19 protein-coding genes and 1 tRNA gene are annotated in these 20935 nt (G+C 72.9%); 4 read left to right on the top strand and 16 right to left on the bottom strand.

The window, feature by feature from the left end; all coding sequences use genetic code 11:
* The first annotated feature begins 18 nt into the window (after positions 1–18).
* Positions 19–513: a GbsR/MarR family transcriptional regulator gene (locus NH339_RS04320; protein WP_253022908.1), complete on the top strand. Its 495-nt coding sequence runs from the start codon at positions 19–21 to the stop codon at positions 511–513.
* Here NH339_RS04320 and NH339_RS04315 read toward each other — a convergent pair.
* From NH339_RS04315 to NH339_RS04300, 4 genes are read right to left on the bottom strand one after another with little or no spacing between them, the layout of a single operon-like run.
* Positions 467–1264, bottom strand: coding sequence for an ABC transporter ATP-binding protein (locus tag NH339_RS04315; RefSeq protein WP_253022907.1), 798 nt, complete (start codon positions 1262–1264; stop codon positions 467–469). The genes NH339_RS04320 and NH339_RS04315 overlap by 47 nt on opposite strands.
* Positions 1261–2277 (bottom strand): iron chelate uptake ABC transporter family permease subunit, encoded by a 1017-nt coding sequence (locus NH339_RS04310; protein ID WP_253022906.1) that lies wholly within the window; start codon positions 2275–2277, stop codon positions 1261–1263. The genes NH339_RS04315 and NH339_RS04310 overlap by 4 nt, the downstream gene beginning before the upstream one ends.
* Positions 2274–3254 (bottom strand): iron ABC transporter permease, encoded by a 981-nt coding sequence (locus NH339_RS04305; protein WP_253022905.1) that lies wholly within the window; start codon positions 3252–3254, stop codon positions 2274–2276. The genes NH339_RS04310 and NH339_RS04305 overlap by 4 nt, the downstream gene beginning before the upstream one ends.
* Positions 3254–4273: an iron-siderophore ABC transporter substrate-binding protein gene (locus NH339_RS04300; RefSeq protein ID WP_253022904.1), complete on the bottom strand. Its 1020-nt coding sequence runs from the start codon at positions 4271–4273 to the stop codon at positions 3254–3256. The genes NH339_RS04305 and NH339_RS04300 overlap by 1 nt, the downstream gene beginning before the upstream one ends.
* A 246-nt stretch (positions 4274–4519) precedes the next feature.
* Between NH339_RS04300 and NH339_RS04295 the strand changes: the two genes are divergently transcribed.
* Together NH339_RS04295 and NH339_RS04290 are read left to right on the top strand one after the other, a co-directional pair.
* The gene (locus NH339_RS04295; RefSeq protein ID WP_253022902.1) at positions 4520–4996 is read left to right on the top strand and encodes a neocarzinostatin apoprotein domain-containing protein; all 477 of its coding nucleotides are present in this window, start codon (positions 4520–4522) and stop codon (positions 4994–4996) included.
* An 85-nt stretch (positions 4997–5081) separates the two neighbouring features.
* A complete protein-coding gene (locus tag NH339_RS04290) occupies positions 5082–8891 on the top strand; it encodes an HtaA domain-containing protein (protein ID WP_253022899.1) in 3810 nt (1269 codons plus the stop codon).
* A 291-nt stretch (positions 8892–9182) separates the two neighbouring features.
* Here NH339_RS04290 and NH339_RS04285 read toward each other — a convergent pair.
* From NH339_RS04285 to NH339_RS04255, 7 genes are all read right to left on the bottom strand, one after another.
* Positions 9183–9255, bottom strand: a tRNA-Ala gene (locus NH339_RS04285).
* Positions 9256–9332: 77 nt separating this feature from the next.
* Entirely contained in the window at positions 9333–9977 is a 645-nt protein-coding gene (locus tag NH339_RS04280; RefSeq protein ID WP_253022897.1) for a histidine phosphatase family protein, read from the bottom strand.
* Positions 9974–10333 carry a ribosome silencing factor gene (gene rsfS, locus NH339_RS04275; RefSeq protein ID WP_253022895.1) on the bottom strand — a complete coding sequence of 120 codons (360 nt, stop codon included), beginning with the start codon at positions 10331–10333 and terminating at the stop codon, positions 9974–9976. Before rsfS ends, NH339_RS04280 begins: the two co-directional genes overlap by 4 nt.
* Positions 10330–10968: a nicotinate-nucleotide adenylyltransferase gene (gene nadD, locus NH339_RS04270; RefSeq protein WP_257721377.1), complete on the bottom strand. Its 639-nt coding sequence runs from the start codon at positions 10966–10968 to the stop codon at positions 10330–10332. Before nadD ends, rsfS begins: the two co-directional genes overlap by 4 nt.
* A gap of 29 nt (positions 10969–10997) precedes the next feature.
* Positions 10998–11147: a hypothetical protein gene (locus NH339_RS04265; protein WP_236749731.1), complete on the bottom strand. Its 150-nt coding sequence runs from the start codon at positions 11145–11147 to the stop codon at positions 10998–11000.
* A gap of 47 nt (positions 11148–11194) precedes the next feature.
* On the bottom strand, positions 11195–12442 hold the full coding sequence (locus NH339_RS04260; protein WP_253022893.1) for a glutamate-5-semialdehyde dehydrogenase: 1248 nt from the start codon (positions 12440–12442) through the stop codon (positions 11195–11197).
* A 19-nt stretch (positions 12443–12461) separates the two neighbouring features.
* Positions 12462–12977 (bottom strand): hypothetical protein, encoded by a 516-nt coding sequence (locus NH339_RS04255; RefSeq protein ID WP_253022891.1) that lies wholly within the window; start codon positions 12975–12977, stop codon positions 12462–12464.
* 25 nt (positions 12978–13002) lie between these two features.
* Here NH339_RS04255 and NH339_RS04250 point away from each other — a divergent pair, with 25 nt between their 5' ends.
* A complete protein-coding gene (locus tag NH339_RS04250; protein WP_253022889.1) occupies positions 13003–14274 on the top strand; it encodes an endonuclease/exonuclease/phosphatase family protein in 1272 nt (423 codons plus the stop codon).
* A gap of 70 nt (positions 14275–14344) precedes the next feature.
* Here NH339_RS04250 and proB read toward each other — a convergent pair whose 3' ends face one another.
* From proB to NH339_RS04225, 5 genes are all read right to left on the bottom strand, one after another.
* A complete protein-coding gene (proB, locus tag NH339_RS04245) occupies positions 14345–15445 on the bottom strand; it encodes a glutamate 5-kinase (protein ID WP_253022887.1) in 1101 nt (366 codons plus the stop codon).
* Positions 15442–17121: a GTPase ObgE gene (obgE, locus tag NH339_RS04240; protein WP_253022885.1), complete on the bottom strand. Its 1680-nt coding sequence runs from the start codon at positions 17119–17121 to the stop codon at positions 15442–15444. The genes proB and obgE overlap by 4 nt, the downstream gene beginning before the upstream one ends.
* Positions 17122–17205: 84 nt before the next feature.
* Positions 17206–17460, bottom strand: coding sequence for a 50S ribosomal protein L27 (rpmA, locus tag NH339_RS04235; RefSeq protein WP_067858958.1), 255 nt, complete (start codon positions 17458–17460; stop codon positions 17206–17208).
* 12 nt (positions 17461–17472) lie between these two features.
* Complete coding sequence (rplU, locus tag NH339_RS04230; protein WP_067858960.1) at positions 17473–17784, bottom strand: 50S ribosomal protein L21; 312 nt, start codon at positions 17782–17784, stop codon at positions 17473–17475.
* A gap of 161 nt (positions 17785–17945) precedes the next feature.
* The coding region (locus NH339_RS04225) for an Rne/Rng family ribonuclease (protein ID WP_253022883.1) at positions 17946–20935 on the bottom strand (2990 nt) is incomplete at its 5' end.

The following is a 20935-nucleotide window of genomic DNA, read 5'->3' as shown; positions in this document are numbered from 1 at the left end:
GGCTCGTACCCTGGTCCGATGACGATCAGCGGCGCTCGTCGAGCCGAGTTCATCGAGTCCTTCGCGCGGGCGTGGACGTCGCGGGGCGCGTCGCGCACCGAGGGTCGGATCGCCGCGTACCTCCTCCTCGACGAGTCCGACGGCGTCACGGCCGCGCAGATCGCCGCCGACCTCGACGTGAGCACGGGGTCGGTCTCCAACGCCACCCGCAGCCTCGCCGACGCCGGCTTCGTCCACCACGAGCGACGTCCCGGCGAGCGGGCCACACGCCACTTCATGGCGCGCGACGTGTGGGGTCGCTTCCTCCAGCACGAGCGGCCCTACCTGCAGGCCCAGCGCGACCTCGCCGCCCGCGCGCTGCCCGACGTCCCGGAGGGCAGCCCGGCCCACGAGCGACTCACCCACATGCACCACTACATGGCGTGGCTGCTCGACGACGTCCGCCTCGACGAGCGCTGGCAGGAGGTCAAGGCCGAGCGCGCTGGTCCTGCAGCGGGACCATCAGCGGAGTAGCCGACTCCGGGTCCTCGATCAGCCGGCAGCGCACGCCGAAGACCTCCTCGACCTGGGCGCTCGTCACGACCTCGCGCGGCGTGCCCTCGGCCACGACGCCGCCGTCACGCATGAGCACGACGCGGTCGGCGTAGCGGGCCGCCTGGTTCAGGTCGTGCAGCACCGCCACGACGGTGCGTCCGGCGGCCCGGATCTCCTGGCACAGGCGCAGCACGTCGAGCTGGTGCGCGAGGTCGAGGAACGACGTCGGCTCGTCGAGCAGGACGAACTCGGTCTGCTGCGCGAGGACCATGGCGATCCACGCACGCTGCCGCTGCCCTCCCGAGAGGTCCGCCACCCGTCGACCCGCCAGCGCGTCGACGCCCGTGGCCGTCAGCGCCGAGGCGATCGCCTCGTCGTCGCCCTCGCTCCACTGCCGCAGCGGCGCGTGGTACGGGTGCCGGCCCCGGGCGACCAGCTCCTCGACGGTGATGCCGTCGGGCACCACGGGCTCCTGCGGCAGCAGGCCGATCCGTCGGGCGACGTGCTTGGAGCGGTGCCGCTCGACGGGCACGCCGTCGAGCACGACCCGGCCCGCCGTCGGCCGCAGCGTCCGGGCGAGGGTCTTGACCAGGGTCGACTTGCCGCAGCCGTTGGGCCCGATCACGGCCGTGAAGTGACCGCGGCTCACCGTGAAGTCGAGGTCGCGCAGCACCGGGGCGCCGCCGTAGCCCACGGTGATCCCGTCGGCACGCAGGGACGAGGCGTTCATGGCGTGACGTTCCTCCAGTGGACGAGCAGCAGGTAGCCGAGGTAGGCGCCGCCGACCCCGATCGTGACGACCCCGACGGGCAGCCCCTCCGCGGCGGGGACGTGCTGGGCGACCACGTCGGCGGAGAGCACGATCAGCACGCCGACGAGCGCCGAGGCCACGAGGTTGGGGCCCACGGCGCAGGTGAGACGACGGGCGACGTGCGGCGCGGTCAGGGCGACGAACGAGATGGGCCCGGAGACCGAGACGGCCACGGCAGCCAGGAGCACCGACAGCACGATGGCCCAGGTCCGGGTCGCCGAGGCGCGGGCACCGAGCGCGTCGCAGAGCTCGTCACCCATGTCCATGACGAGCAGCCGGTGGTGCAGGGCCGCGACGCAGGGCAGCAGCAGGAGCAGGCCCCCCGCGATGGTCGCGGCGTGCCCGAGGTCGCGGGCCGAGAGCGAGCCGACCGTGTAGGCGGCCAGCGCGTGCGCACTGTCGCGCATCTCGACGGCCACGACGTACTGGGTCACCGCCGTGCACATGGCCGCCACGCCGATGCCGGTGACGATGACCCGGGCAGGCGACGCGAAGCCCGAGCCGTTCGCCAGGTACACGACGCCGATCGCCGCGCCGGCGCCCAGCACCGCTCCGACGGGGGCCGGCACGGTGGAGCCGAGCACCACCGTCACGGCCACGCCGGCCCCCGCTCCGGCAGCCAGGCCGATGACGTCAGGGCTGCCCAGGGGGTTGCGGGTCACGGTCTGGAACAGGGCACCCGCGACACCGAGGGCGACGCCCACCCCGACCGCGACGAGCAGGCGCGGTCCCCGCAGCCGTTCGAGCACGAACCGCGACCTCGCGTCGAGGTCGCCGGTGACGGCGTCGCGCAGGTCCACCGCGGACAGACCGAGCCGGCCGAGCGACAGCGTCAGCAGCGAGAGCACCACGCTCACCGCCACGACGACCAGGCAGACGGTCACGGTGCGGCGACGGACGGGCAGGACCACCCGCCGCACGGCCGCGCTCATGCGGCGAGCCTCGTCCGTCGCACCGCCGCGAGCAGGAAGGGCGCGCCGAGGAACGCGGTCACGACGCCGACCATGAGCTCGGTGGGCCGCGCCACCACCCTGGCCAGCACGTCGGACCCCACGAGCAGGGCGGCCCCGAGCAGCAGGGCCACGGGCACCTGCCAGCGCAGGTCGGAGGCGACGAGCGCCCGCGCGACGTGCGGCACCGCCAGGCCGACGAAGACGATGGGCCCGGCCGCCGCCGTGGCCGCTGCCGCGAGCAGCGTGGCAGCGGCGAGGGCCCCGAACCGCACCCACACGACCCGCACGCCGAGCGACGTCGCGACGGCGTCACCGAGCTGCACGGTGTTCAGGCCGGGCGCGACCAGCACCGTCAGCAGCAGACCGACGAGCATGACCGGGGCCACCATGGCCAGCGTCTCCCAGCGCACCCCGGCGAGGGACCCGACCACCCAGAAGCGGTAGGAGTCGAACGCGTCGGGCCGGGTCAGGATCATCGCCTGGACGTAGGCGCCCAGCACCGCGCTGACGACCGCTCCGGCGAGGATCAACGGGACGACCGACTCGCCGCCAGCACGCCGCCCCAGGGCGTAGACGACCGCCACGGCGACGAGGGCGCCCGGGATGGCCACCCACACCGTCGCCGTGCCCGCCCCGAGCCCGAGGAACGCCGTGGCGGTCACGATGGCGGCGGAGGCGCCCATGCTCACGCCGAGCAGTCCCGGCTCGGCGAGCGGGTTGCGGGTCACCGCCTGGATCAGCAGCCCGGCCACGGCCAGCGCGGCTCCCACCACCGCGCCGACCACGGTGCGCGGCACCCGGGCCTCGACGATCCGACCCAGGTACTCGTCGCCGCGACCGGTCAGCACGTCCCAGACGTCCGACACCTCGTTGGCGCGCACCCCGAGCACGACGCTCAGCGCCGCGGTGCACGCGAGGACGACGACCAGGCCGAGGAGCAGAGCCCCTCGACGCATCACGCGTCGGCCCGCGCCAGGGCTCGGTCGATGATCGGCTGGTAGCGCTCGAGCGCCCAGGGCACGGTCAACGGCGTGATGATCGAGGACGCCGTCACGAAGGACTGGTCCGTGGGCGCGACGAGCGCACCCTTCTGCACCGCGGGGATCCCGGCGTACAGCGGCTGGGACTCGGTCTCCCGGCGACTCTTCTCGTCGGCGTAGAAGGTGAAGACCAGGTCGGAGTCGTCGAGCATGTCGGCGTTCTCGAGGCCGATGAGCGCGGAGTCGGTGCCCGGCTCCTCCCAGTCCTTCAGCTCCTTCTCGCTCAGTGCGGGCTCCAGCCCGAGGGCCGACACGAACGTCACCCGCTGCTCGCCCGGGTAGAACACGCCGAGCGTGCCGGGACCGTTCGTGTAGACGAAGGAGAACGTCCGTCCCTCGTACTCCGGGTTCGCGGCGGAGGCGAACTGCTGCTCGATGTCGTCGACGAGCCCGGCGGCGGCCTCCTCCTCGCCCAGCGAGCGGCCGATCGTCGCGATCTGGTCCTCCCAGGTGATGACCCACGGCTCCTTCTCGTAGGCGACGGTGGGGGCGATGTCGCTGAGCAGGTCGTACTGCTCCTGCGTCACGCCCGACCACGGAGCCAGGATGAGGTCGGGCTCGAGCTCGAGGATCGCCTCGACGTCGAGCTCGGTGCCGCCCGTGAACTGCTGCGGCAGCTCGTCGCCGCGCTCGGTGACGGCCTCGTGGATCCACGGCAGGTAGCCGGTGTCGTCGGCGCCCCAGGGGTAGGACTCGATGCCGACCGGCGTGACGCCCAGCGCGATGGCCGTCTCGGCCGACCCCTGACCCAGGGTGACCACGCGCTCGGGCTTCTCGGTGATCTCGGCGGTGCCCAGCGCGTGCTCGATCCGCACGGTGTCGAAGTCGCTCGACGCGGGGTCCTCGGCCGTGGACGACCCTCCGCAGGCGGACAGCAGCAGGGCGGCGCACAGCGCTCCCACGACGCCGGTGAGCACGGGACGGACGGACGACATGGGGCCTCCTGGTCGACGGGTGGCACGACGTGCCACTGATCACTCAGGTGGACCTTAGTTGATGTTCAAATTTTATGAAACACTCAGTCGTGCGACGTGGGACACGTGCCGACCCCCTGCCGTGCACCGCCGTCCCGCACGACCCACACCGCCTCACGGTGCCGTGGGACCGGGTCTTGCGCTCTCGGTCCCACCGCCTCTACGGTACGAGCTGTTAGGACAGCCTAACCTTACCGAAGGAGCACGATGAGCACCTCCCTCCCCCGCCGCCTCCCCCTCGCCCTGGGTCTCGCCGCTGCGGCGGTGACCCTCGCCGCGCCGACCGTGGCGCACGCGGCCGGCACCATCTCCGTCACGCCGAGCATGGGCCTGTCGTCCAGCGCCAGCGGCTCCGTCGTCACCGTCACCGGCTCCGGCTACACGGCCAACGGGACCTACAAGGTCGGCACCTGCTCGACGAAGTCCTACGGGATCCTCGGCGTGCCCGCGTGCTCGTCCGGTGTGGAGACGACGGCCGACGCGAACGGGAACATCTCCGTCAGCTACACCGCGAAGAAGGTCAACTCCAACGCCCACTACGGCATCCCGGTGGCCGGCGCGGGACAGCCCGCGACGTTCACCTGCAAGGGCAGCGCGGCCAACGACCAGTGCGCCGTGACGATCACCTCGCACAACGGCACGTCCTCGACCGTCGAGGCACAGGCCAACATCACCTTCCAGTGAGCCCCGGACGGGGGCGCGGACCGGAGTCCGCGCCCCCGTCGCGTCCTCCCCTCCTCCCCCGTCACCCTCCCCCTGAAGGACCGCCATGGCTCCCGTCCGCCTCCTCCCCCACGTCGTCCTGACGGCGCTCCTCGCGGGGCTGCTCGTCGCACTGCCGACCACGGCCCCCGCGACCGCGGCCGGGTCGTCGAGCACGATCACCTCCGGCTCCGTGGTCTGGGGCCTGAAGGACTCCTGGCGCTCCTACATCGGCGACGGCTCCGAGGCCGGCGACGGCGCGACCGTCACCGCGTGGAAGGGCACCACGCCCGTCGCCTTCCGGTTCCCGGTCGAGTCCGGCAGCTACGATCCCGAGTCCCGCACCACGACCCTCGACCTCGCCGGGTCGGTCCACTTCCGCAGCTGGTACGGCCAGGTCCAGCCCGACAAGTGGGCCCTCGACACGAAGTACTCCGACCTCACCCTGACGATCAGTCCCACGGTGCAGGAGATCCGCGGCACCCACACCGGCTACACGCGCGACGATCCCGGGGGCGAGCTGCACCACGACGTCGACGTCGTCCTGGCCCAGCTCGACGTGACCGACGTCGAGCCGACCACCGCCTCCGGCACCACCACGTGGACCGACGTCCCTGCCGTCGCGGGCCCGGGCTTCTCCATCTACGGCCAGGGCACGACCCTCGACCCCGTCTCGATCGAGTACGCGGGCGACGGCGGCAAGCCCGACCTGACCGAGCGCTTCGACCGTCCCGGCGTCCCGGCGCTGCGCGAGGACGGCCGCTGGATGTCGGTGAGCACGACGTCGGGCCTCGGCACGGCGAGCCGGGCCCTGGAGGTCTCCCCGCGCGGCGACGTCGTCTACGTCGCCGAGATCGCGCCGGAGATCGGCGACACGCTCGTCGTCCGTGCGCTCGACGCCCGCACGATGGAGCCGGTGGGCCAGCCCTTCGAGCAGCCCGTCGCCCCCGAGGAGGTCTACACGGGTCGCTACCTGCGCACCACGATCGACCCCGCCACCGACACGCTCTTCTACGTGACGAGCCGCGACGGCGACCCTGCCGTCCGGACGACCGTGCGGTCCCTGACGTTCGACCGCGGGACCGGCACGTTCACGTCCTCCGTCGTCGGCCGTCTGCACGACGGCCGGACGGACGAGGACGGGAACACCCAGGTCCCCGGCGTCGGCTCGCTGGCGTGGAACCCGGTGGCCCACGAGCTCGCCGTCCTCTCCGACGACCCGGAGGCGACCGACCTGGCCGGCAAGGTCACCCTCTTCCGCTTCAGCCGCGCGGGCGACGGCTGGACCCGGTCCGCGGGCACGATGACGCTGCCCACGACCGGCGAGTACGCGGGTGCCGTCGAGTACGCGGGTCCGTTCACGAGCGGTGAGATGGACACCGACCCCGACCTCGCGGCGCTGGGCGACGGCTCCTACGTGCTGGCCACCGGGACCGGGTACGGCTACGTCGACGACGAGGTCCGCTACCTGCCCGCCCTGCACCTGCGGCCGTCGGGCGACACGGTCGAGGTCACGCCCATCGCGGGGACGCGGCACACCAGCACGGTGTTCGGCACCTACTACGGCTACACCTCGGCGACACCCGGGCCGGACGGCTCGGTGCTGCTGCACGGGTCGGGTCAGTCGATCGAGGACTACGTGCGCGTCGACCTGGTCGACGGTGTCGCCACGGCCCGCGAGCCCTTCCGCGGCCCGGACGTCTACCCCGACTACGGCTACTCGGTGTTCGCGGCGTCGATGGTCTACGACGCCGGCCGCGACCTGCTGTGGGCGACCGACAACGCCAACACCGACGGCGAGGCCGTCCAGCTCGTGCGCCGCGACGGGTCGACGGTGGGCTACCGCGTGCCCGACTACGCGACCTACTCCTTCGGACGCGCCCTGCTCAAGGTGGGTCCCGACGGCTCGCTCTACGTCCCGCTGAAGAAGGACGGCTTCGGCTACGCACGACTCGCGTTCGGCGGAATCACCCCGACGGTCGACGCGCAGCCGCAGGACGTGTCGGTCCGGCTCGGCGCCGACGAGACCGCGCGCGACGTCAGCCTGCGCGCCGAGCTCTCCGGCGCCTCGAGCGTGCAGTGGCAGCGACGAGCCGTCGGCGCCTCCCGCTTCACCGACGTCGAGGGCGCCACGGGCTCCTCGCTGACGGTGGCCGCCTCACCCACCACCGCCGGGACCACCTACCGCCTCAAGGTCGTCAACGACGCCGGCACGGTGGTCTCCGACGAGGCGCGGCTGAGCGTCACCTACCCGCCGCGCTTCGCCGTGCAGCCCCGCGACGTCCGCACCCGTCCGGGCACCGTCGCGAACCTCAACGCCGAGGTGCTCGCGTCCCCCGAGGTCACGTCGAGCAGCTGGCAGCGTCGGGTGGGCGGGTTCTGGACGACGGTCGGCACGGACGACGAGGACCTCGTCGTCGGCGACACGTCGCTCACGGTCCGCGAGACCAGCACCAACCAGACCGGCTCGCAGTTCCGGCTCAAGGTCACCAGCGACCTCGGCACGACCTACTCCCGGACGGCGACGCTGACGGTCGAGGCACCGGCGCCCCAGGCAGGCAGGGTGAGCGGGGCGACGCTGGAGTGGTCGGGCTCGCAGGAGCTGCAGAAGGCGCCGCCGTTCGGCGGGTCGTCCTACTTCTCGGCCGGCGTCTCCGACGGCAGCGAGGGCACCTACCGGGCCGAGGCCGGCAGCGTGTCGGTGCTGCAGCTCGACGGCGAGGAGCGCACCCCCGCCTCCTGGGCCACGCGTGCGGCGCACGTCGACTCCGACCCCGGCACCCGTCAGGTCGTGACGCTGGACGACGGACGGGGACGCATCGACCAGGACGGGTCGGCGACGATCACGTGGTCGGGCGCCTGGACCGTGAACTTCTACGGCGGGCTCGTGCCGTTCACGCTGAGCGACCCGGTCCTCACCGTCGACCCGAAGGGCGTCGGCCGGCTGACCGCAGACCTCTCGGGCTACGGGTCCTCGCAGGAGAACCCGGGCGAGAAGACCCCGATCGCCCCCGTCGAGGACGTCGTCGTCGCCACCTACCGCGACGTCGAGGTCGACCCCGACGGCTTCGTGGTCGAGCCCGACTACGCGGGCGTCGAGGTGGACGTCCCCGAGGGTGCGAGTGCGCAGCTGCGGACGGGCGACGCGTGGGGCTCCTGGCCCCAGCCGTTCGTCGACTTCCACGCACGCACCGGGCTCACGTCGTACTGGTACAGCTCGGGCGGCGCGGCCGACCCGGACAAGCCCCCGGCGCCGATCACCGTCGGCCCGTTCGAGGTCGACGGGACCGACCCGGTGGCGGAACCGCCGACGATCCTGACCCAGCCGAGCCCCATGACCGCCACGGTCGGCCGTCGGGCACGGTTCTCGGTCATGGCGTCGGGAGAGGACCTGTCGTACCAGTGGCAGCGCAGGGTCGGCTCGAGCTGGCTGGCCGTCGCCGACGCGGACGGCCCGACGCTGACGCTCGACCGCGTGGTCACGGCCGACCGGCGTGCGACCTTCCGGGTGCGGGTCAGCAACGCGAGCGGCACGGTCGTCTCGCGGGCCGTCCGGCTCGACGTCGCTGCCGCACGCACCGCGGCACACGTGTCGCTCTCCCGCGCGTCGCAGACGTCCAGGGCCCCCGCCTCGAGGCGGGCCTTGGTCCGCGTGCGGCTCACCGCGTCGAACGGCACGACACCCGTCGGCACCGTCACCGTCCGGCTCGGCAGCCGCAAGGTCGCGACCGCACGCACCAGCGGCGGCCGCGCCACGGTCCGCCTCCCGGCGGGCCTCGCCCGCCGCGGCTACGCGGTCCGCGCCACCTTCACCCCGCGCGACCCCGCCTCGTTCACGACGGCGACGAGCCGCCCGGTGGGGTTCCGCGTGCGCTGAGCAAGCGGTAGGTGCGGCGCGGAACCCGGGTCAGCGGTAGGTCAGCCGCCTCATCTGGACGCGGTCACGCGTCTCACCTACCGCTGCCGGGGGAAGGCCCGCGACAGCGAAGAGCCCCCCAGCACGATTGCTGGGGGGCTCTTCTTCGTCCGAGTGGAGCATAGGAGACTCCGTCGCTCGCTGACGCTCGCTCCTCCCCGAATCGCCAGTCCCGATTCGGACGAAGAAGAGCCCCCACAGACAGCGAAGAGCCCCCCAGCACGATTGCTGGGGGGCTCTTCTTCGTCCGAGTGGAGCATAGGAGATTCGAACTCCTGACCTCTTCCATGCCATGGAAGCGCGCTACCAACTGCGCCAATGCCCCTCGCGGGTGGTTCTCGCACTCGTCGATCACCGAGTAAGAACTCTAGACCCTCCCCCTGGGCGGGTAAACACCGGGGGTCACCCGTCGTCCGACATCACCGGCTCGGGCAGCGTGCCCGCGTTCCACTCGGTGAGCCGCCACCGGGTGTCGTGCTCGGGCGAGATCTGCTCCAACGCGATCCACGAGCAGTTCGACAGCCCCGCGAACGTGCGCCAGGTGGCCTCCGGGAAGCCGAGGAACGTGCACACGCCCACGCGGAGCACGGCACCGTGCGCGACGACCACGAGCGTCTGCTCGTCCTCGAGCGTCTCCAGGGCCTCCGTCACCGCGGCCGACAGACGGGCACCCGCCTCCGCGTGGAGCTCCGCGCCCGGGAACCGCTCCTCGCGGTCCTCCAGCATGGCCTTCATCAGGTCGGGGAAGCGCTCCCACGACTCCTTCCAGGTGAGGCCCTCGCGCTCACCGAAGTTCATCTCGCGCAACCGCTCGTCGAGCTCCACCGGCACCCCGGTCAGCCTCGACAGCTCCTCGGCCGTGTGGCGGGCCCGCTGCAGGTCCGAGCTGACGATCCGCACCGGCCGCAACGACGCCAGGCGCGCCGCCGCCGCAGCGGCCTGCCGGACACCGACCTCGTCGAGCGCCGTGTCCGTCTGGCCCTGCACCCGACCGGCGACGTTCCACTCCGTGCGCCCGTGGCGCCACAGGACGACCCGGCGGGTCACGCGAGCCCGAGGTCGATCGTCGGGCAGTCGCTCCACAGCCGCTCGAGGGCGTAGAACGCGCGCTCCTCGGTGTGCTGGACGTGCACCACGACGTCGGAGAAGTCGAGCAGGATCCAGCGACCCTCGCGGTCGCCCTCGCGGCGCACCGGCTTCGCGCCCTGCTCCAGCAGCTTCTCCTCGACCGCGTCCTTGATGGCGCGGGCCTGCGGTTGGTTCGCGGCGCTGCACAGCAGGAACACGTCGGTGATGAACAGCTGCTCGGAGACGTCGAAGGCGATGATCTCGGTCGCCAGCTTCTCGTCCGCGGCGGCCGCAGCCACCCGGGTCAGCTCGACGGCACGGTCGGTTGCGGTCATGAGGGGTCCTCGGAGTCGGAGGCGGAGTAGAGACGGTGCTTCGCGATGTACTGCACGACACCGTCGGGAACGAGGTACCAGACCGGCTCGCCCGACGCGACGCGTCCACGGCAGTCGGTCGAGGAGATCGCGAGGGCCGGGATCTCGACGAGCGTGATCCGCTCGGCCGGCAGGCCGGCGAGCGTCTGCTCGTCCATCTCGTGCCCGGGACGGGTACAACCGACGAAGTGGGCGAGCTCGAACAGCTCGTCGTGGTCGCGCCACGTCAGGATCGCGGCCATCGCGTCGGCACCGGTGATGAAGTACAGGTCGGCGTCGGGCATGGCCGCGGCCAGCTCGCGCAGCGTGTCGATCGTGTAGGTGAGTCCGTCGCGGTCGATGTCGACCCGGCTCACCTCGAAGCGCGGGTTCGCCGCCGTCGCGATCACCGTCATCAGGTAGCGGTGCTCGGCCGGCGAGACCTCACGGTCGGCCTTCTGCCACGGGCGCCCGGTGGGGACGAAGACGACCTCGTCGAGGTCGAACCACGACTGCACCTCGCTCGCGGCGACGAGGTGCCCGTGGTGGATGGGGTCGAACGTGCCACCCATGACGCCGACGCGACGTCGGCGGATCGGTGCGTGCTCGGGGGCCACGTCGACGACCTGGGGCCCGTGGGTCGTGCTCAGGAGTGCTCGCGGCCCTTGCCGAAGGCCAGCAGCGCGATGAGCAGGACCAGGAGGATGCCCAGGGCGGTACCTCCGATGAGCATCGCCGTGAAGAGGAAGCTTCCTTCTTCTCCGGACTCCTCCATGGCGGCCAGGATCTCGAGCATGGCCGCAATCTACCAGCGTGCCCGCGAGCCCGACGATCCGGCGTGCGTCAGCGCACGTGCCCGTCGCCCGTGACCACGTACGTCGTCGTGGTCATCTCCGGCAGGCCCATCGGTCCGCGCGCGTGCAGCTTCTGCGTGGAGATGCCGATCTCCGCACCGAACCCGAACTCGCCGCCGTCGGTGAAGCGCGTCGACGCGTTCACCATCACGGCCGCCGAGTCGACGCCGAGCGTGAACCGTCGCGCCGCGTCGATCGACCGGGTGACGATCGCCTCGGTGTGACCCGAGGACCAGGTGCGGATGTGCTCGACGGCGTCCTCGAGGGAGTCGACCACCTTCGCGGCGATGTCGAGCGACAGGTACTCGGTGGCCCAGTCCTCGTCGGTCGCGTCGAGCACCCCGGGTGCCACGGACCGGAAGGCGGGGTCGCCGTGGATCGTCACCCCGGCCGCCTGCAGCGCCTTCGTCACCCGGGGCAGGAACTCCTCGGCGACGTCGCGGTGCACGAGCAGCGACTCCGCGGCGTTGCACACGCTCGTGCGGTGCGTCTTGGCGTTGAGGACGACGTCGAGCGCCATGTCGAGGTCGGCGTCCGCGTCGACGTAGACGTGCACGTTGCCGGTGCCGGTCTCGATGACGGGCACGGTCGACTGCTCCACGACGGTGCGGATGAGGCCCTCGCCGCCGCGCGGGATCACGAGGTCGACGAGACCGCGGGCCTGCATCAGGTGCGTCGCGCTGCTGCGGTCGTCGGCGGGCACGGCCTGCACGACGTCGGCAGGGAGCCCGGTGCCCGCGATGGCCTCGCGCATGACGTCGACGATGGCCGCGTTGGACCGCGCCGCCGAGCGCGACCCGCGCAGCAGCGACGCACTCCCGGCCTTCAGGCAGATGGCGGCGGCGTCGGCGGTGACGTTGGGCCGTCCCTCGTAGATCATGCCGATGACGCCCATGGGCACACGGACCTGCTCCAGCCGCAGGCCGTTGGGCAGCGTGGAACCGCGGACGACCTCGCCGACCGGGTCCGGCAGCGCGGCGACGTCGCGCACGCCCTGGGCGAACGCGGCCACGCGGTCGTGGTCGAGCAGCAGCCGGTCGATGACGTTCTCGGGGGTGCCTGCGGCGCGCGCGGCCTCGACGTCGAGCGTGTTGGCCGCGACGATGCGGTCGGTGGCGGCCACCAGCGCGTCGGCCGTGGCCAGCAGGGCCGCATCCTTCTGCGCCCGGGAGGCCAGCGCCAGCGACCGTGCCGCCGTGCGGGCGCGGCGGGCGAGCTCGTGCACCTGATTCTTCACGGCTGAAGCCTAGTCGGGGTCACGGACGGGCGTCCCACGGCTCGACGACGCCGACCACCTGCTCCGGCGCCGGGTCGTGGAGCGCCCTCACGACCCCGGCGACGATCTCGTCGTCGGACAGCCACCGCGACGCACCCTCCTCGCGCACGAAGCCGAGGACGACGTGCCGGACGCTCAGGTCCGGTCGCGACGACACCAGCGTCCGCGCGCGCGGCCTCGCGGCGCTCGACCCCCACACGTGCACGACCAGGGCTCCGTCGGCGAGCGCAGGCTCCAGGGCCTCGACCACGCCCTGACGGTACGGGTGGTGCACCCAGAGCACCGCGACGTCGAAGTGCCCTCCCGTGAACTGCTCCGCCAGCGACCGCGGGTCGGTCCAGTCGGCGGCCACCGCCGTCGTGCCCTCGACCGTGCGACCCGCCCGACGGGAGACCACCACGGTGCGCGAGCCCGCGTCCCTCAGGTGCTCGACGACGCCCCGCAGCATGCCGGTGCCGCCGACGACGACCGACTCCTGCGGCGCGGGAGACCTCACGGGCCCAGGCTAGGAGCGTCACCGGATGTTCACCGACCCGGGCTCGACCCGCGCCGACGCCGACCGCGAGACTGGACCCATGATTCGGGGGAATCGGCTCGTCGCCGCGCTTGCACTCGTCCTGGTCGGTACGGTCCTGGCCGTGCCCGCCACCTCGTCACCCGCCGACGCGCGCGACGAGCGCGGGCGCCCGGAGCCCACCGTCCGGGTCGCCACGTTCAACGCCTCGTTGAACCGCCCCGCTGCGGGCGACCTGCGCCGCGACCTGTCGACGCCGTCGAACGCGCAGGCACGCGCCGTCGCGGAGATCGTCCAGCGCACCCGTCCCGACGTGCTCGTGCTCCAGGAGCTCGACCACGACCCGGAGGCGCTGCGCCGGTTCCAGCGGAACTACCTCGAGCGCGGGCAGCAGGGAGCCGACCCCGTCTACTACCGGTACACGTTCACGGCACCGGTCAACACGGGCGTGCCCACCGGCCTCGACCTCAACGGCGACGGACGCACCGACGGCCCCGACGACGCCTACGGCTTCGGCGCTTTCCCCGGCCAGTACGGCATGGCGGTGCTCAGCCGCTACCCGATCGACGCGAAGCACGTCCGCACCTTCCAGAAGCTGCTGTGGAAGGACATGCCCGGCAACCGCATGCCGCAGGGCTACTACTCCCCCGACGCCGTCGACGTCCTGCGCCTCTCGAGCAAGTCGCACTGGGACGTGCCGGTGAAGGTCGGGCGACGCTCCGTCCACCTGCTCGTCAGCCACCCGACCCCGCCGGTCTTCGACGGGCCCGAGGACCGCAACGGTCGTCGCAACGCCGACGAGATCCGCTTCTGGGCCGACTACACCGGCCCCGCCCGGGAGGCTCGGTGGATCAGGGACGACCGCGGCCGTCCCGGCGGACTGCAGCGCGGTGCGTCGTTCGTGATCGCGGGCGACCTGAACTCCGACCCCGTCGACGGCGACTCGCTGCCGGGTGCCACGAACCAGCTCCTCGACCTGCGCCGGGTGAACACCTCGCTGACGCCGTCGAGCGCCGGCGCGGTGGAGGCCGCTCGCCTGCAGGGCGGCGCCAACCTCTCCCACCGGGGCGACCCGCAGTTCGACACCGCCGACTTCTCCGAGCCGCCGGGCAACATCCGCGCCGACTACGTGCTCCCGAGCGCCGACCTCGACATCCGCGACGCGCAGGTCTTCTGGCCGGTGCAGGCCGATCCGCTCTCGCGCCTCACCGGCACCTACCCGTTCCCGGCCTCCGACCACCGCCTCGTCTGGGTCGACCTGCGCCGCCCTCCGCGCTGAGTGTGACTTTCGCGGGGTTCGGCGCGCTGTTCCGGCCCGCGAACGTCACACTCAGCGGGGTGGGGGACGGTCAGTGGGGGTGGAGGACGACGAGGTCGTCGCGGTGGACGACCTCGCGCTCGTAGTCGGCGCCGAGGTCGGCCGCCAGGTCAGGGGTGCTGCGCCCGAGCAGCGTCGGGAGCTCGGCGCTGTCGTAGGTGACGAGGCCGCGCGCGACCACGGTGCCGTCGGGCGCCACGACGTCGACCGGCTCCCCCGCACCGAACTCGCCCTCCACGCCGACGATGCCCGCCGCGAGGAGCGACGCCTTGCGCACGGTGAGCGCCCGGACCGCGCCGTCGTCGACGAGCAGCCGACCCTTGGTCTCGCTGGCGTGCTCGAGCCACAGCAGCCGGGTCGGACGACGTCGGCCGGTCGGGTGGAACCGCGTGCCCGTCGGCTCACCCAGCACGGCGGCGCGCGCGTGGTCGGCACGGGCGAGGACCACGGGGATCCCGGCGCCCGTCGCGATCCGTGCCGCCTCGACCTTCGTCACCATGCCACCGGTGCCCACCTTCGAGCCCACGCGCGCGACGTCGACGTCGTCGAGGTCGTCAGGGCCGTGCACGTCGGTGATCGGTCGCGACTCCGGCAGCGAGGGGTGCCCCGTGTAGAGCCCGTCGACGTCGGACAGCAGCACCAGCAGGTCGGCGTGCACCAGATGGGCGACGAGCGCGGCCAGCCGGTCGTTGTCGCCGAAGCGGATCTCGCTCGTGGCCACGGTGTCGTTCTCGTTGACGACCGGCAGCACGCCGAGCTCGTGCAGGCGCGCGAACGTCTGGTGCGCGTTGCGGTAGTGGCTGCGCCGCGTGACGTCCTCGACGGTCAGCAGCACCTGCCCGACGGTGATCCCGTGCGCGGCGAACCGCTCGGAGTAGTGCGCCACGAGCGCGCCCTGGCCGACGCTGGCGGCCGCCTGCTGGGTCGGCAGGTCGCGCGGGCGCGTCGTGAGCCCGAGCGGGCCGAGGCCCGCGGCGATCGCACCCGAGCTCACCAGCACCACCTCGTCGCCCCGGCGGCGGGCCGCGGCGAGCGCGTCGACGACGTGACCCACCTTCTCCGGGTCGAGGTGCCCGGCCGCCGAGGTCAGCGACGACGAGCCGACCTTGACGACGACGCGCCGCGCGCTCACGACCGGTCGTCCGCCGTGACGTCGGCAGGGCTGTCGTGGGCGGGGCTGTCGTCGGCGGGGCTGTCGTCGCCCGACCCGGGCTCGACGTCGTCGTCGAGGTCGAGCAGGTCGTCGTCGTCCTCGAACGTCCAGTCGGGCGCCGCGCTGGGCTCCTCGCCGCGCGCACGCGCCTCGCGCGCCTCGGCCTCGTAGGCCCGCTTGGCCGCGAGCTGCTCGCGTCGCTCGACGTTGGTGCGCCGGTCGTCGCGGTCGAGGCGCTGGTCCTCGCCACGGCGCCCGAGCATCTCGGCACCGGCCTGGACGGTCGGGTCGAAGTCGAAGACGACGGCGTCCTCCCAGCCCTGGCCGGCGGTGCCACCGATGACGACGTCGTCGCCCGGCTCGGCACCCTGCTTGGCGAGCGCCTCCTCGACGCCCAACCGGGCGAGCCGGTCGGCGAGGAAGCCAACGGCCTCGTCGTTGCTGAAGTCGGTCTGGCCGACCCAGCGGGTGAGCTTCGCACCGCGCACGATCCACTGCCGCTGGCCGTCGGGGCCCCGACGCTGGTCGACCGTGAACTCCGCTCCGACCCCGGCTGCGGCCTGCGGGCGCAGCACGATGCGGGTGATCTCCTGCGTGGGTGTCTCGGCGCGCCGCCGGGCGACGATCTGCGCCATCGCGAAGGACAGCTCGCGCAGTCCCTGGTGGCTCGCTGCCGACACGTCGTACACGTCGTAGCCGCGCTCCTCGAGGTCGCCGCGCACGAACTCGGCGATCTGTGCGGCGTCCGGCACGTCGGTCTTGTTCAGGGCCACCAGCCGCGGCCGCTCGAGCAGGTCCTTGCCGGTCGCGCCCTCGGGCAGCGCCTCGGCGTACGCGCGCAGCTCGGCGTCGATGACGTCGAGGTCGGTCAGCGGGTCGCGGCCGGGCTCGACCGTCGCGCAGTCGACGACGTGCACGAGCGCGGCACACCGCTCGACGTGCCGCAGGAAGTCGTGGCCGAGGCCGCGCCCCTCGCTCGCGCCCTCGATGAGACCGGGCACGTCGGCGACCGTGAAGGTCGTGGAGCCGGCGGTGACGACGCCGAGGTTGGGCACGAGGGTGGTGAACGGGTAGTCGGCGATCTTCGGGCGGGCACGCGAGAGCGCCGCGATGAGGCTCGACTTGCCGGCGCTCGGGAACCCGACCAGACCGATGTCGGCCACGACCTTCAGCTCGAGCACGATGGTGCGCTCCTGGCCGGGCTCGCCCTTGAGCGCGAAGCCGGGGGCCTTGCGCTTGCTCGACGCGAGCGCGGCGTTGCCGAGGCCGCCTCGGCCGCCTGCGGCGATCACGACCTCCGTGCCGACGCCCACGAGGTCGGCCAGGACCTCGCCGGTGCCGTGCGGCCCGCCCGAGCGCACGACGGTGCCGTCGGGCACCTTGAGGACGAGGTCCTCGCCGTGGGCGCCGCTCTTGTTGCTGCCCCCGCCGGGCGCACCGTTGCCGGCCTTGCGGCGCGGCTCGTGGTGGTAGTCGACGAGCGTCGTGACGTCGGCCGCCACGCGCAGCACGACGTCGCCGCCGTGCCCGCCGTTGCCGCCGTCGGGGCCGCCGAGCGGCTTGAACTTCTCGCGGTGGACCGACGCGACGCCGTGCCCGCCGTTGCCGGCGACGACCTGGAGGGTCACGCGGTCGACGAAGGTGGGGACGGCCATGTCAGGTGCTCCTGGGGGTGGTGTGGGGACGTCGAAGGGGTGGCCCGCATGCGCGGACCACCCCTTCGACGGATGTTCTGCCGGTTACTCGCCCGGAACGATGTTCACGACCTTGCGGCCGCGACGCGTCCCGAACTCGACCGAGCCGGCCGACAGCGCGAAGAGCGTGTCGTCGCCGCCACGGCCGACGTTGGTGCCGGGGTGGAAGTGGGTGCCGCGCTGGCGGACGATGATCTCGCCGGCGTTGACGAGCTGGCCGCCGAAGCGCTTGACGCCGAGGCGCTGTGCGTTGGAGTCGCGGCCGTTCTTGGTGGAGGCTGCGCCCTTCTTGTGTGCCATGAGTTCAGTCCTCTACTTCGCGATGCCGGTGATCTTGACCTGGGTGTACTTCTGACGGTGACCCTGGCGCTTCTTGTAGCCGGTCTTGTTCTTGTACTTCTGGATGATGATCTTCGGACCCTTGGTCGCGCCGATCGCCTCGGCGGTCACGGAGACCGTCGAGAGGCTGTCGGCGTCGGCCGTGACGGCGTCGCCGTCGACGTACAGGACGGCCGGCAGCGAGACGGACTCGCCCTCGGCCAGGCCGAGCTGGTCGATCTCGATGACGTCGCCGACGGCGACCTTCTGCTGCGTGCCGCCACTGCGCACGATTGCGTAGACCACGGGATTCCTCACTCGGTTCTTGCTGGAAGCTGTGTGTGCCGGGGGCCGGGGGCGTCCGGGTCCGACGGGGGCCTGGGCTCAGCGGCTGCGCTGGCCCGGGCCGGTGCCGGGCTCACACCCGGACAGGACGATCGGCGCGCACGGCGCGCCGAGGGTCCATACTACGGACCCTCCCCCGGCTCGGTCAAAGCGGGGGTCTCGGCGGTCGGCTCGTCACCCTCGTCACCGGCGTCCGGCCCCGACTCGAGCTCCGACTCCGGCTCGACGGTCGCGGGGACCTGCTCGGCCTCGGGCGTGGGCAGGGCGTCCTGCACCGGCTGCGGGGCCGAGCCGACGATCGGCTCGGGGACGTCGGACGGGACGGGATCGGCGGCCTCCGACGCGTCGGCACCGGCCTCCTCCGCGGGGCTCTCGGTCTCGTCCGCCGGGCTCTCGGCCGGGGCCTCGTCGGTCGGCGTCGGCTCGAGGACGGCGTCGACCGCGGGGGCGGGCGACTCCGTCAGCGCCTCCTCCGACGTGCCGGTGGGCGTGTCGTCGCCCGTCGCGGACTCGCTCGCGGCGGCATCGGTCCTCGCGCGCGACGAGCCGCGACGCGAGCGACCACCGCGCGACGACCCGGAGGTCGAGCCGCCGGAGGTGCCGTTCGAGGTGCTCGTGCCAGGACCGGACGTCTCGTCCGCCGCCTCGTCGGTGGCCGTGTCGGCGGCGGTGTCGGCGGCGGGGGTGTCGACAGGCTCGTCGTCCCGACCGCGGCGGTTCCCGTTGCCGTTCCCGTTCCCGTTGCCGTTGCCGTTGCCGTTCCCGTTGCCGTTGCCGTTGCCGTTGCCGTTGCCGCGTCCCCGACGGGAGCGGCCGCGCGGCTCCTCCTTCTTGGGCTCGACCGGCTCGGCGGTCACGACCACGCCGCGACCGTCGCAGTGCTCGCAGTCGGTGCTGAACGACTCGAGCAGGCCGGTGCCGATCCGCTTGCGGGTCATCTGCACCAGGCCGAGCGACGTCACCTCGGCCACCTGGTGGCGGGTGCGGTCGCGACCGAGGCACTCCACGAGGCGTCGCAGCACCAGGTCGCGGTTGCTCTCGAGCACCATGTCGATGAAGTCGACGACGATGATGCCGCCGATGTCGCGCAGCCTCAGCTGGCGCACGATCTCCTCGGCGGCCTCGAGGTTGTTCTTGGTCACCGTCTCCTCGAGGTTGCCCCCGGAGCCGGTGAACTTGCCGGTGTTGACGTCGACGACGGTCATCGCCTCGGTGCGGTCGATCACGAGCGAGCCGCCGGACGGCAGCCAGACCTTGCGCTGCAGCGCCTTCTGGATCTGCTCGTCGATGCGCAGCACGTCGAAGGAGTCGCGGCCGTCGTGGTCGGCGGGCGACCACTCCTGCAGCCGCTCCGCCAGGTCGGGCGCGACGTGGCGGATGTAGCCGGAGATGTTGTCCCAGGCGTCGGAGCCCTCGACCACGAGCGATGCGAAGTCCTCGTTGAAGAGGTCGCGCACGACCTTGATGACGAGGTCGGGCTCGGCGTACAGCAGCTGCGGGGCCTTCGCCTTCGGCGACGCGTCGTCGTCGAGCCCGGCCTTGACCTTGATGTCCTCCCAGCGGGCGGTCAGCGCCGTGACGTCGCGGGTGAGCTGGTCCTCCGTGGCCCCCTCGGCGGCCGTGCGCACGATGACGCCGGCGTCCTCGGGCAGCACCTCCTTGAGGAGGGCCTTGAGCCGCGAGCGCTCGGTGTCGGGCAGCTTGCGGGAGATGCCGTTGGACTGTCCGCCGGGCACGTAGACGAGGAAGCGGCCGGGCAGGCTGATCTGGCTGGTGAGCCGGGCGCCCTTCTGTCCGACGGGGTCCTTCGTGACCTGCACGAGGATCTGCTGGCCCGGGCTCAGCGCCTCCTCGATCTTGCGCGCCTTGCCGTTCTGCACGCCGCTCCAGTCGACCTCGCCGGCGTAGATGACGGCGTTGCGACCGGCACCGATGTCGACGAACGCGGCCTCCATGCTCGGCAGCACGTTCTGGACCTTGCCGAGGTAGACGTTGCCGATGAGCGACGTCTGGCTCTCGCGGGCCACGTAGTGCTCGACGAGCACGGAGTCCTCGAGGACGGCGATCTGGGTGTAGTTGTCGGTGGAGCCGTGGCTGGTCGCGCGGTGCTGACGCACCACCATCTGGCGGTCGACGGCCTCGCGGCGGGCCAGGAACTCGGCCTCGGAGACGATCGGCGCACGACGACGCCCGGCCTCGCGACCCTCGCGGCGGCGCTGCTTCTTCGCCTCCAGACGGGTCGAGCCGGAGACACCGGCGATCTCGTCCTCGGGGTTGCGGCCCTCACGGACGCGCACGACGGTGTTCTCCGGGTCGTCGGGCGACGCGGCCGGCTTGTCACCGGCGCGCGCACGACGACGACGACGGCGCGTGGTGCCGCCCTGGCCCTCGCCCTCGTGGTCGTCGGAGTCGGTGGCGGACTGCTCGCCGTCGGCGTCGTCGGTCTGGGACTCGGCGGCGTCCTGGCCCTGGCTGTCGCGCGGCTCGTCGCTCTTGTTCCGGCGGCGCCCGCCACGGCTGCGGCGACGGCGCTTCGAGCCGCCTCCGCCGCCCTCGCCGGACTCGTCCTGGTCCTGCTCGGACGCCGCGGTCGCCTCTGCGGTGGTCGCGTCGACGGTGGGCGTCTGCTCGTCGTCCTCGTCCTCGTCCTGCGCCGCGGGCGCGGCGACCGGCTCGGGGGCCTGGAAGGCGACGGCGACGGGCGAGACCTCGTCGTTCGGGCGAGCCGCCCGGGGGGCGCGCTTGCGCGCCGGACGCTTGGCGGGCTCCTCGCCCGTGCCGGCCTCGTCGGCCGCCGCCTCGTCGGCGACGGTCTCGTCGGCCGCGGAGTCGGTCGGCGCGCCCTCCTCGACGGGGTCGGCCGCGGGCTTCGGGGCGGCCTTCTTGCGCGGCGGACGCTTGCGTGCCGGCTTGGCGGCCGGTGCCTCGGCGGTGTCGGCAGCGGTGTCGCCGGCCGCGGCGACCTCGTCGGTCGACGGCTGACCGGCAGCCTCGTCGGCGACGGCGTCGGACACGGGGGCCGGCGGGGCGGCCTTGCGGGTGGAGCGTCGCGCGGGCGTCTTGGTGACGACCGTGGCGGTCGGTGCCTTCTCGGCCGCCGGCGGGGTCGGCG

This window comes from Aeromicrobium sp. CnD17-E (assembly GCF_024124745.1).
GTDB lineage: Bacteria > Actinomycetota > Actinomycetes > Propionibacteriales > Nocardioidaceae > Aeromicrobium.
The sequence above is the reverse complement of the archived record's forward strand: the minus strand, read 5'-3'. Positions and strand labels throughout refer to the sequence as shown.

Bases quoted from the DNA above. Each gene is read 5' to 3' on its own strand.
- NH339_RS04320 (WP_253022908.1), top strand. From the start codon at position 19: ATGACGATCAGCGGCGCTCGTCGAGCCGAGTTCATCGAGTCCTTCGCG.
- NH339_RS04315 (WP_253022907.1), bottom strand. From the start codon at position 1,264: ATGAACGCCTCGTCCCTGCGTGCCGACGGGATCACCGTGGGCTACGGC.
- NH339_RS04310 (WP_253022906.1), bottom strand. From the start codon at position 2,277: ATGAGCGCGGCCGTGCGGCGGGTGGTCCTGCCCGTCCGTCGCCGCACC.
- NH339_RS04305 (WP_253022905.1), bottom strand. From the start codon at position 3,254: ATGCGTCGAGGGGCTCTGCTCCTCGGCCTGGTCGTCGTCCTCGCGTGC.
- NH339_RS04300 (WP_253022904.1), bottom strand. From the start codon at position 4,273: ATGTCGTCCGTCCGTCCCGTGCTCACCGGCGTCGTGGGAGCGCTGTGC.
- NH339_RS04295 (WP_253022902.1), top strand. From the start codon at position 4,520: ATGAGCACCTCCCTCCCCCGCCGCCTCCCCCTCGCCCTGGGTCTCGCC.
- NH339_RS04290 (WP_253022899.1), top strand. From the start codon at position 5,082: ATGGCTCCCGTCCGCCTCCTCCCCCACGTCGTCCTGACGGCGCTCCTC.
- rsfS (WP_253022895.1), bottom strand. From the start codon at position 10,333: ATGACCGCAACCGACCGTGCCGTCGAGCTGACCCGGGTGGCTGCGGCC.
- NH339_RS04265 (WP_236749731.1), bottom strand. From the start codon at position 11,147: ATGCTCGAGATCCTGGCCGCCATGGAGGAGTCCGGAGAAGAAGGAAGC.
- NH339_RS04250 (WP_253022889.1), top strand. From the start codon at position 13,003: ATGTTCACCGACCCGGGCTCGACCCGCGCCGACGCCGACCGCGAGACT.
- obgE (WP_253022885.1), bottom strand. From the start codon at position 17,121: ATGGCCGTCCCCACCTTCGTCGACCGCGTGACCCTCCAGGTCGTCGCC.
- rpmA (WP_067858958.1), bottom strand. From the start codon at position 17,460: ATGGCACACAAGAAGGGCGCAGCCTCCACCAAGAACGGCCGCGACTCC.